The organism is Pseudomonas sp. LFS044 (assembly GCF_047978245.1).
Lineage (GTDB): Bacteria > Pseudomonadota > Gammaproteobacteria > Pseudomonadales > Pseudomonadaceae > Aquipseudomonas.
Window position 1 is genome coordinate 1 of record NZ_JBFPFX010000054.1, and the last position, 11,146, is coordinate 11,146.

Sequence of the window (11,146 nt, forward strand, 5' to 3'; positions counted from 1 at the left end):
AAAAATCGCGTCATGCCAACAAGGCTGGCAACTATGGCCTCACAGGCCATGGCACGTTGCAACAAATGTAGGAGCGGGCTTGCCCGCGATGCGCCGCGCGGGCGGCGCTCGATATACGCCACACCGCAACTCGCACGACTTGCACCCCAAGGCGAGCCGCGCAACCCGTGGGCGTTTCTGAAGGTACATGAACAAATCTTCATGTGGCCGTGAACGCCCTGACGGCGGGCCGAAGCGCCGACCCCGGCGGCGCAGGCGCTGGTGTTTGCCTTGAGAGCAGGCGCCAGCCCGCGTAGCATCGCCGCCCCGCATGCTTGTGGGAGCCGGCTTGCCGGCGATTCGGGTGCGTAGCACTCGTCTACATCCATGTTGGCTGGCCTGGCGTATTTGCCGGCAAGCCGGCTCCCACAGGTTTCGCGTTCAGCCAACACACCATCGCCCATGCCCCAACCGATCCCCCTCAAGGACCACGAAAAGGAAAAGAGCCTGGTCAACCGCCGGCTGCTCGCCTGCGCGGCCCTGGTCTTCAGCCTGGTTGCCGTCCTGATCGGCCGGCTTTACGTGCTGCAGGTGCTGCAACACGACCAGCAGTCCGCGGTGTCGGAAAACAACCGCGTGCATGTGCTGCCCATCGCCCCCGAGCGCGGCTTGATCTACGACCGCAATGGCGTGGTGCTGGCCGACAACAAGCCCAGCTTCGACCTGACCATGACCCGCGAACGCGCAGGCGACCCGGCCAAAGTGCTCGATAACCTGGCGCAAATCCTGAGCCTGGGCGAGGACGACCGCAAGCAGTTCGACAAGGACCTGCGTCGCGGCCGCAAACCGTTCGAGCCAGTCACCCTGATGGTCGGCCTGACTGAAGAGCAGATTGCCCTGGTGGCGGTCAACCAGTTCCGCCTGCCGGGCCTGGAGGTAGAGCCGCAGTTCATTCGCGAATACCCCTTGGCCGAACACTTCGCCCACTCGGTCGGCTACGTCGGGCGCATCAACGAGAAAGAAGCCAAGACCCTCGACAGCACCGAATACCGCGGCACCCAGTCGATCGGCAAGACCGGCATCGAGCACTTCTATGAAGCCCAGCTGCACGGCCATGTCGGCTACGAAGAAGTCGAGACCAACGCCCAGGGCCGGGTGATGCGGGTGCTCAACCACCGGGACCCGATCCCGGGCAAGGACATCATCCTGAGCATCGACAGCCACCTGCAGGTGGCCGCCGAAAAAGCCCTGGGCGACCGCCGCGGTTCGGTGGTGGTGCTCGACCCCGCCAACGGCGACGTGCTGGCAATGGTCAGCAACCCCAGCTTCGACCCCAACCTGTTCGTCAAGGGCATCAGCTTCAAGCAGTACGCGGCCCTGCGCGACTCGATCGACCGGCCGCTGTTCAACCGCGTGCTGCGCGGGCTGTATGCGCCGGGTTCGACGGTCAAGCCGGAGGTGGCCATCGCCGGCCTCGACAGCGGTGTGATCACGCCCGGCAACCGGGTGTTCGACCCCGGCTACTACGAGCTGCCCAACTACGACCACAAGTACCGCAACTGGAACCGCAGCGGCGACGGCTGGGTGGACATGTACACCGCCATCATGCGTTCCAACGACACCTACTTCTACGACCTGGCGCACAAGCTCGGCATCGACCGCCTGCACGACTACATGGCCGAATTCGGCCTCGGCCAGAAGGTCTCGCTGGACATGAACGAAGAGGCGGCCGGGCTGATGCCGTCGGCCCAGTGGAAGCGCGCCACCCGCCGCCAGGCGTGGTTCCCTGGCGAGACGCTGATCCTCGGCATCGGCCAGGGCTACATGCAGGTGACCCCGCTGCAGCTGGCCCAGGCCACCAGCCTGCTGGCCAGCAAGGGCGTGTGGCACCGCCCGCACCTGGCCATGACCGTGGGCGGCGAGACCCCGGTCGACCCCAACCCGATGCCAGACATTGTGCTGCACGACCGGCGTGCCTGGGACCAGGTCAGCCAGGGCATGCAGATGGTCATGCACGACCCGCGCGGCATCGCCCGCGCCTCCGCCGCCGGCGCCCAGTACCGCATCGCCGGCAAAAGCGGCACGGCGCAGGTGGTGGCGATCAAGCAGGGTGAGCGCTACAACCGCAACAAGACCCTCGAACGCCACCGCGACAACGCCCTGTTCGTCGGCTTCGCCCCCGCCGACCATCCCAGCGTGGTGGTGGCGGTGATGATCGAGAACGGCGAGGCCGGTGGCCGTGTGGCGGGGCCGGTGGTGCGCGAGGTGATGGATGCCTACCTGCTGGATGAGCAGGGGCACCTGAAACCGCAGTATGCCGGGGGTGCAGCGCCCAAGCAGGTGCCGCACACCTGACGCTGATGCCACCTGAAGCCCCCAGCCTGATCAATCCCCCGGCAACTGGTAGCGGTCGGCAAAATACTGCCGAAAAAACTCGACCGCCACCCGCACCTTGGCCGAGCCGGCCAACGGTGCGGTGTACACCGCCCAGATGTCCGCCGCCTGCTGATACCCCTCCAGCACCCGAACCAGCCGGCCATCGTCCAGGCTGTCGTGCACATCCCACCACGAGCGCAGCACGATCCCATGCCCGTCCAGGCACCACTGGTGCACCACCTCACCATGGTTGCTCGACAGCGCGCCGGTCACCCGCACACTCTCCTCGCCGGCCGGCCCCTGCAGGTGCCACAGGCCGAACGGGTGATCCCGCTCCTTGATCACCAGGCAATCATGGCCGGCCAGGTCGGCCAACGTCTTTGGCGTACCGCGCCGGGCCAGGTAGTCAGGCGACGCACACAGCACCCGGCGGTTGCGGGCAAGGCGCTTGGCGATCAGGTTTGGCGCAAGGGTATCGCCCACGCGAATATCCAGGTCGATGCCCTCGGTGGCCAGGTCCACCAGGCGGTCATGCACATCCAGGCGAATATCCAGCCGTGGGTAACGCGCCGCAAGCTCCGACAACGCCGGCGCCACGAGGCGCCGACCCAGGCCCAGGCTGCTGGCGATGCGCAACTGCCCGGCCGGCTCGCGCTGGCCTGCATCAAGCTCATCACCCATGCGCTGCAACGCATCGAACATCTGCTGCGCCCATTGATAGACCCGCTCGCCCTCCTCGCTCACCGTCACCCGCCGGGTGGTGCGGTGCAGCAGGCGCACGCCCAGGTCCGCTTCGAGCTGGCGAATGCGCTTGCTGACGAACGCGGCCGACATGCCGCGCGCCTCGGCCACCGCCGCGAAGCTGGCGCGGCGGGCCACCTGAAGGAAGATATCAAGGTCGTCGAGGCTCGGTAGATTGTTCACGATACGTACACTAAGAATCCATGGTTTTGGGGATTATCTCTAAACAGCCACCTTATAGCATGGACCACTTCTGCTCCCAGCCACTAGGTGCACCATGAACAAGACATTCAAGATTGCCGCCATCCCCGGTGACGGCATCGGCAACGAAGTGCTCCCCGAAGGCATTCGCGTGCTTGAGGCAGCCGCGCGCAAGCACGGCCTGGACCTCGCGTTCGAATATTTCGAGTGGGCCAGCTGCGACTATTACCTGGCCCACGGCAAGATGATGCCGGACGACTGGTTCGAGCAGCTCAAGGGCTTCGACGCGCTGTACTTTGGCGCGGTCGGCTGGCCGGACAAGGTGCCCGACCATATTTCCCTGTGGGGCTCGCTGCTGAAGTTTCGCCGCGACTTCGACCAGTACGTGAACATCCGCCCGGTGCGCCTGTTCCCGGGCGTACCCTGCCCGCTGGCCGGCAAACAGCCGGGCGACATTGATTTTGTGGTGGTGCGGGAGAACACCGAAGGGGAGTACTCGTCCCTGGGCGGGCGCATGTTCGAAGGCACCGACAACGAAATCGTCCTGCAGGAATCGGTGTTCACCCGCCGCGGCGTCGACCGCATCCTTGAATATGCCTTCGAACTCGCCCAGAGCCGCCCCCGCCGGCATGTGACCTCGGCCACCAAGTCCAACGGCATGGCTGTGAGCATGCCCTACTGGGACGAGCGCACTGCGGCCATGGCGCAGCACTACCCCGAGATCAGCTGGGACAAGCAGCACATCGACATCCTCTGTGCACGTTTCGTGCTGCAGCCGGAGCGCTTCGACGTGGTGGTGGCGTCGAACCTGTTCGGTGACATCCTTTCCGACCTGGGGCCCGCCTGCACCGGCACCATTGGCATTGCGCCGTCGGCCAACCTCAACCCCTCGCGCAGGTTCCCGTCGCTGTTCGAGCCGGTGCACGGCTCGGCACCGGACATCGCTGGCAAGCACATCGCCAACCCGATCGGCATGATCTGGTCCGGTGCGATGATGCTCGAGTTCCTCGGCAAAGCCGCGCCCGATGCCCGCTACCAGGTAGCGCACGATGACATTCTGCGGGCCATCGAGGCCGTTATCGGCAAAGGTGAAACCACCCCCGACATGGGCGGCAGCCGCTCGACGCAGGCCGTCGGCCAAGCGATCGTCGACGCACTGGGCGCTGCCTGACCGTCACATTTCGGTCACGCTACCGTCGTAATCTGCCGGGCAACTCTATGCCAAAGGTCGCCCGGCATGCTCCGCCTGCTGCTCTTGCTGCTTCCCCTGCTCCCCGTTGCGGCCGTGGCCGAGCCCCTGCACCTGCGTGTGCAAGGCTCCAACACCATCGGCGCGGCCCTGGTGCCTGCGCTGGTGCAGGGGCAATTGCGGGCGCAACAGGCCACAGCCATCGAGCAACGGCCCGGCGCCGCAGCCAACGAAACCGTGATCGATGCCCGCGATGCCCACGGCCAGGCATTGCGCATCGACATCGCGGCGCACGGGTCGAGCACCGGCTTCAGCGCACTGGGCCGTGGCGAGGCCGACCTGGCCGCCGCTTCCCGCCCCATCACCGATGCCGAAGTGCATCAGCTCAAGGCACTGGGCGACCTGCGTGCGGCCAACGCCGAGCAGGTTATCGGGCTGGACGGCGTGGCGGTGATCGTCCACCCCGACAACCCGTTGCCGCAGCTGACCACCGCGCAACTGGCGCAGGTCTTTTCTGGGCAGATCCAGCGCTGGGAACAGCTGGGCGTAGCAGGAGGCGCGATTCACCTGTATGCCCGTGACGACCGCTCCGGCACCTTCGAAACGTTCAAGGCCCTGGTGCTGGAACCCAACCATGGTGAACTGGCCGCCTGGGCCCAGCGCTTCGAGTCGAGCGACGCGCTGGCCGAACGGGTCGGCGCCGACCGCCAGGCCATCGGCTTCAGCAGCCTGGCTGCCGTGCACGGGGCCAAGGTGCTGGCCGTTGCCGAAGGCGATGCCCCGGCCATGCTCCCGGAGCGGCCGATGGTGGCCAGCGAAGACTACCCACTGTCACGCCGGCTGTACTTCTATCTGCCCGCCAATGCCAAGCCCCAGGCCAAGGCATTGGCCGAGTTCGCCCAAAGCCCGGCCGGCCAGGCCATCGTCGCCGAACAGGGGTTCGTGTCACAGCAGGTCAAAGCCCTTGCGGTGCCGGCGCAGGCCGACATGCCGCCGCGCTATCGCAACCTGGCACAGCAAGCGCAGCGCCTGAGCGTGAACTTTCGCTTTCAGGCAGGCAGCGCCAGCCTCGACAACAAGGCCCTGCGCGATGTGCATCGGGTGGCCGCGTACCTGCGCCAGGCCGGCAAGCTGCAGAGCAAGGCAGTGCTGGTGGGGTTTGGCGACCCTAAGGAAACACCCGGCCGCGCCGCCCTGCTCTCGCGCCTGCGAGCCCAGGCAGTACGCCGCGAGCTGGCGCGCGACGGCGTCGAAGTGCTGGAGGTGACGGGCTTGGGCGATGAACTGCCTGTGGCGGGTAATGAGCGGGAGCAAGGGCGCTTGCGCAATCGCCGGGTGGAGGTGTGGGTGTACTGATTGCCCAGGCAGCTGTTGGCATGGCAGCGGGTATTCAACAGTTACTCATCCGGCGCAACAGGGGTATGCCTGAGCAAAGTTTTGTAACAGCGCGCCATTCGGCATCACCGGGAAATGGGTCTAGGCTCAAGCCCATGTGATACCGGGCCCCTCTGACGGCTACTGCGCCGCCATGTCGGATCACTGTTGCCATGCAACGTCGACAACTCAGGAGGGGCTCATGACAGCTCTACAGACATTCCTCACCACACCTTTTCTCGGCACCAGCACCTGGTTGTGGCTGGTGTTCATGGCCATTGTCGTCGGCCTGCTGGTGCTTGACCTGGGTGTGCTGCACCGCCAGGACCGTGAAATCGAAATGCGCGAGAGCCTGCTGCTGTATTCAGGCTATTTCAGCGTGGGCGTGCTGTTTGGCGCGTGGGTCTGGTTCGAGCTGGGTGCGCAGTCGGCGCTGGAGTTCTATACGGGCTTTCTGGTCGAGCAATCGTTGTCGATGGACAACGTATTCGTCATGGCCATGATCTTCGGTTTCTTCTCCATCCCCCGCCGCTACCAGCACCGCGTGTTGTTCTGGGGCATCCTGGGCGTGGTGCTGCTGCGCGCGATCATGATAGGCGTGGGTGCGACGCTGGTGCAGAACTTCGAATGGGTGTTGTACATCTTCGGCGCGTTCCTGCTGTTTACCGGGGTGAAGATGGCGTTGTCCAAAGAGGACAGCCATGTCGACCTGGCCAACAACCCGGTGTTGAAGTTCGTCAAGCGGCACATGCGCGTGACCGACCAGATACACGGCTCGCATTTCTTCGTGCGCCTTACCCCGCCGGGCCAGAGCAAGGCGTTGCGCTACGCTACGCCACTGTTCCTGGCGCTGGTGCTGATCGAATTGGCTGACCTGGTGTTCGCGGTCGACAGCGTGCCGGCGATCTTCGCCATTACCCAGGATCCGTTCATCGTATACACCTCGAACATCTTCGCCATTCTGGGGCTGCGGTCGCTGTACTTTGCCTTGTCGGCGTTGATGCACCGGTTCGTTTACCTCAAGTATGCCCTGGCACTGGTGCTGATCTTCATTGGCTGCAAGATTTTCTACCACGGCATGGTGGGCAAGGTGCCCGCGTTGCTGTCGCTGGGGGTGACGTTCGGGTTGTTGCTGGGTGGGGTGGTGGTGTCCCTGATCAAGACGCGGGGAGAGAAGCCTGCGCCGAGTGAAGCTCAACACGAGCAGGTGGCTGCTGGTGAAAGCAAGGGCGCTGAAAAGGAGGAAGACCCGCAGTTGCGGGTCTGAGTGGCGGCACGAGCCCAGTGGCGCAGGACCACGGGCTCGCGCGAGGGCTTACCGCCCGCTACGCAACATATCCGCCGGCACATACTTGCCAATTTCATACTTGCCTATCGCCGCCCGGTGCACTTCATCCGGGCCATCGGCCAAGCGTAAGGTGCGCTGCATGGCATACATGTACGCCAGCGGGAAATCGCCGCTCACCCCTGCCCCACCATGAATCTGGATAGCCCGGTCGATCACCTTCAGCGCCACATTCGGCGCCACTACCTTGATCTGTGCGATCTCGCTGCGCGCGACCTTGTTGCCAACCGTGTCCATCATGTAGGCCGCCTTCAGGGTCAGCAGCCGGGCCATGTCGATTTCCATGCGCGAGTCGGCGATCTTGTCGACGTTGCCGCCCAGTCGCGCCAGCGGCCGGCCAAACGCGGTGCGCGCAACGGCGCGTTTGCACATCAGCTCCAGCGCACGTTCAGCCATGCCTACCGAGCGCATGCAGTGGTGAATGCGGCCTGGGCCGAGGCGCCCCTGGGCGATTTCGAAGCCGCGCCCCTCGCCGAGGAGCACGTTGTCGTAGGGCACGCGCACGTTTTCGAACAACACTTCGGCGTGGCCATGGGGAGCATCATCGTAGCCGAACACGGGCAAGGGCCGGACGATCTTCACCCCAGGTGCATCGGTCGGCACCAGCACCATCGAGTGTTGCTGGTGGCGCGGGCCTTCTGGGTCGGACAGGCCCATGAAGATCATCACCTTGCAGCGCGGGTCACAGGCGCCGGAGGTCCACCACTTGCGGCCATTGATCACCCATTCGTCACCGTCACGCACGGCCGTGGCGGCCATGTTGGTGGCGTCCGAGGAGGCCACGTCCGGTTCGGTCATGGCGAAGGCCGAGCGAATCTCGCCGCGCAGCAGCGGTTCCAGCCACTGGCGCTTCTGCGCCTCGCTGCCATAGCGCACCAGCACTTCCATGTTGCCGGTGTCCGGCGCCGAGCAGTTGAACGGCTCGGGCCCCAGTAACGAGCGGCCCATGATCTCGGCCAGCGGCGCGTACTCCAGGTTGCTCAGGCCAGCGCCGTATTCCGACTCGGGCAGAAACAGGTTCCACAGGCCCTCGGCGCGTGCCTTGGCCTTGAGTTCTTCCATGATTGCGGTGGGCTGCCAGCGGTCGCCTTCGGCAACCTGGCGCTCGAACACCGGTTCGGCGGGATAGACATGGGCATCCATGAACGCGGTGACGCGCTCGCGCAGTGCCTGGACCTTGGGCGAATAGGCGAAATCCATCGGGGCTACCTTCACGGTTCGAAGTACATGGGCAGAGCCTAGAGCAGCGCACCTCGATCTACCTAGTCTATTTTCCGCGTGTATTAACATTCATAACCGATATATGATCGGGCCATAATTCCAACAAAGAGCGGCGCCCATGAACCTCAGCAAGGTCGACCTCAACCTGTTCATTGTCTTCGATGCGATTTACACCGAAGCCAACCTGACCCGCGCCGGGCAGATCGTCGGCATCACCCAGCCGGCGGTGTCCAACGCGCTGTCGCGCTTGCGCGAAACCTTCAACGACCCGCTGTTCGTGCGCACCGCCCAAGGCATGGTGCCTACGCCCATGGCGCAAAACATCATCGGCCCGGTGCGCAACGCCTTGGCGCTGCTGCGCACGTCGGTGCAGGAAAGCCGCATCTTCAACCCGCAGCAAGCCAACAAGACCTTCCGCATCAGCATGACCGACCTCACCGAGGCGGTGATCCTGCCGCCGCTGTTCCAACGCTTGCGCCGCCTGGCACCCGCGGTGCTGATCGAGAGCTTCCTGTGCAAGCGCCGCGAGACCACCAAGGAGCTGGCCGCCGGGCGCCTGGACTTTGCCGTGGACGCGCCGTTGAACACCGACCCACAGGTGCGCCACGTCAAGCTGATGCAGGACCGCTACGTCTGCGCCCTGCGCCAGGGCCACCCGCTGGCGGACGCCAAACTGACCCTCGACAACTACCTGAGCATGACCCATATCCATATTTCCAGCCGGCGCAACGGGCTGGGCTACGTCGACCTGGCGCTGGGCAAGATGGGCGTGCAACGCAAGGTCGCGCTGCGTTCGCAGCATTACCTGATGGCCTCGCAGGTGCTGCAACAGACCGACATGGTGATGACCGTGCCGGAGCGCTTCGCCCGCCGCCATCAGTTGCGCTACCAGCCGCTGCCGGTGGACGTGCCCGCGCTGGAGACGCACCTGTATTGGCACGAAAGCACCGACCAGGACCCGGCCAACCGCTGGATGCGCGAGCAGATCATCGAGCTGTGCGAACGGGTGGTGGCCGAGGAGGAACGGGCGCTGGAGCCGGCGTAAAGCCCCTCACAGCCAGGTGCCGCTAGCACACCCGTACTATCCGCCTGCACCCAGGCCCCATGCTACCGTCGACAGCTCATCCCCCATCGCATCAGGAAGCCGCGCCACCGCGCGCGTGCGTCCGTGGAGTAACCGCTACGTCGCGTGGGCTTGCGAAAAGCCCATGCCGTAAAACTAATTCTAAGATCCGCAGTAAGTGGAGAATATTTTTCTCCGCCAACGCCAACTAGCGCAAACAAAAGAGCAAAACCTTCTTCACCGCCACCGGTACCCTTGCTGCAACGACCGCCGACCCTCACGGCCACAGCCAAGGACCCGCCCACCATGCCCAGTGCCCCACTCTATTTCGACTACGCCGCCACCACCCCGGTAGATGACCGCGTCATCGAAACCATGCTGACCTGCCTGGGCCGCCAAGTGAATTTCGGCAACCCCGCCTCGATGGGCCACGCCTATGGCCAGAGTGCCCGTGACGCCGTCGAGCAGGCCCGCCAGCAAGTAGCCGAGCGCATCGCTGCAAGTGCCGATGAACTGGTGTGGACATCGGGCGCCACGGAGTCCAACAACCTCGCCCTCAAAGGCATTGCCCAGGGCCTCGGCCAGCCGGGCCACCTGATCACCAGCCAACTGGAGCACAAGGCCGTGCTCGATACCGTCAACGAGCTGGAGCGCCAGGGCTGGGCAGTAACCCGCCTGGCGCCGGATGCCGGCGGGCTGATTCAGCCCTATGACGTGCAGGCAGCCCTGCGCGCCGATACCCGCCTGGTGTCGCTGATGGCCGTGAACAATGAACTGGGGGCCGTCACCGATTTCGCCGCCATTGGCCAGCGCGTGCGGGCCCACGGGGCCCTGTTGCACGTGGATGCCGCCCAGGCGGTGGGCAAGCTGGCCATCGACCTGCAAGCGATGGCGGTCGACCTGATGTCATTCTCGGCGCACAAGGTGTATGGCCCGAAAGGCATCGGCGCGTTGTTCGTCGGGCCACGTGCACGCGGGCTGATGCGCGCGCAGATTCACGGTGGTGGCCATGAGCGCGGGCTGCGCTCCGGCACCCTGGCGACCCATCAGATTGTCGGCATGGGCACTGCCTTCGCCCTCGCCGGCCAGCCTGGCGACAGCGAGCACCAGCGCATCGAGCAGCTCGCCAAGCGCCTGCGCGACGGGCTGCTGGCGCTGCCTGGGGTAAGCCTCAATGGCTGCGCGACTCAGCGCATTCCGCATACGCTCAACCTGTGCATCGAGGCTCCAGGCTTCAACAGCGCGGCGTTGGCCAGCGAGCTGGCGCTGTCGACCACCTCGGCCTGCAACTCGGCGAGCAATGCAGCGTCGCATGTGCTGCTGGCGTTGGGGCTGGATGAACAGCGGGCACGCAAGAGTGTGCGGGTGAGTATCGGGCGGTTTACCCAGCAGGCCGAGGTGGAGAAAGCCATCGAGGTGTTCGGGCGGGTGGTGGCGGCGGGTTCTGTGGCGTTGTGGTGACATTTTGGGCGGTTCGCCGTTAGAGGTTCAGCGGGTTGGGAACCGAGCGGCGCATCGCGGGGCTCTTCGCGAAGCGCTTGCCTTGAGATCTTCAGCGCCCTTGAGATCGAGCGCCGCCCGCGCGGCGCATCGCGGGCAAGCCCGCTCCTACATTTGTTGCAACGCGCCGTTCCAGTCAGGCCATGGTTGTCCGCCT

The 11,146-nt window shown here is 65.0% G+C and carries 9 protein-coding genes; 7 read left to right on the forward strand and 2 right to left on the reverse strand.

Annotation, left to right across the window (positions count from 1 at the left end):
- Together ACNQPL_RS26375 and mrdA are read left to right on the forward strand one after the other, a co-directional pair.
- Positions 1–213 (forward strand): hypothetical protein (locus ACNQPL_RS26375; protein WP_416468358.1); only part of this gene is annotated, 213 nt, incomplete at its 5' end.
- 228 nt (positions 214–441) lie between these two features.
- Positions 442–2,334 carry a penicillin-binding protein 2 gene (gene mrdA / locus ACNQPL_RS26380; RefSeq protein WP_416468359.1) on the forward strand — a complete coding sequence of 631 codons (1,893 nt, stop codon included), beginning with the start codon at positions 442–444 and terminating at the stop codon, positions 2,332–2,334.
- Between the two features lie 30 nt (positions 2,335–2,364).
- Here mrdA and ACNQPL_RS26385 read toward each other — a convergent pair whose 3' ends face one another.
- A complete protein-coding gene (locus ACNQPL_RS26385; RefSeq protein ID WP_416468360.1) occupies positions 2,365–3,279 on the reverse strand; it encodes a LysR family transcriptional regulator in 915 nt (304 codons plus the stop codon).
- A 94-nt stretch (positions 3,280–3,373) separates the two neighbouring features.
- On the opposite strand from ACNQPL_RS26385, the gene ACNQPL_RS26390 reads away from it, so the two are divergent.
- The 3 genes from ACNQPL_RS26390 to ACNQPL_RS26400 all read left to right on the forward strand — a co-directional run bounded on the left by ACNQPL_RS26390 (position 3,374) and on the right by ACNQPL_RS26400 (position 7,127).
- On the forward strand, positions 3,374–4,468 hold the full coding sequence (locus ACNQPL_RS26390) for a tartrate dehydrogenase (protein ID WP_416468361.1): 1,095 nt from the start codon (positions 3,374–3,376) through the stop codon (positions 4,466–4,468).
- Positions 4,469–4,534: 66 nt separating this feature from the next.
- The gene (locus tag ACNQPL_RS26395; RefSeq protein WP_416468362.1) at positions 4,535–5,842 is read left to right on the forward strand and encodes a substrate-binding domain-containing protein; all 1,308 of its coding nucleotides are present in this window, start codon (positions 4,535–4,537) and stop codon (positions 5,840–5,842) included.
- A gap of 220 nt (positions 5,843–6,062) precedes the next feature.
- Positions 6,063–7,127 (forward strand): TerC family protein, encoded by a 1,065-nt coding sequence (locus ACNQPL_RS26400; protein WP_346612386.1) that lies wholly within the window; start codon positions 6,063–6,065, stop codon positions 7,125–7,127.
- A gap of 48 nt (positions 7,128–7,175) precedes the next feature.
- Here ACNQPL_RS26400 and ACNQPL_RS26405 read toward each other — a convergent pair whose 3' ends face one another.
- A complete protein-coding gene (locus ACNQPL_RS26405; protein WP_416468363.1) occupies positions 7,176–8,405 on the reverse strand; it encodes an acyl-CoA dehydrogenase in 1,230 nt (409 codons plus the stop codon).
- Between the two features lie 139 nt (positions 8,406–8,544).
- On the opposite strand from ACNQPL_RS26405, the gene ACNQPL_RS26410 reads away from it, so the two are divergent.
- Both ACNQPL_RS26410 and ACNQPL_RS26415 read left to right on the forward strand, forming a co-directional pair.
- Positions 8,545–9,471 (forward strand): LysR family transcriptional regulator, encoded by a 927-nt coding sequence (locus ACNQPL_RS26410; protein WP_346612384.1) that lies wholly within the window; start codon positions 8,545–8,547, stop codon positions 9,469–9,471.
- Positions 9,472–9,795: 324 nt separating this feature from the next.
- On the forward strand, positions 9,796–10,950 hold the full coding sequence (locus tag ACNQPL_RS26415) for a cysteine desulfurase family protein (protein WP_416468364.1): 1,155 nt from the start codon (positions 9,796–9,798) through the stop codon (positions 10,948–10,950).
- Positions 10,951–11,146: the final 196 nt, after the last annotated feature.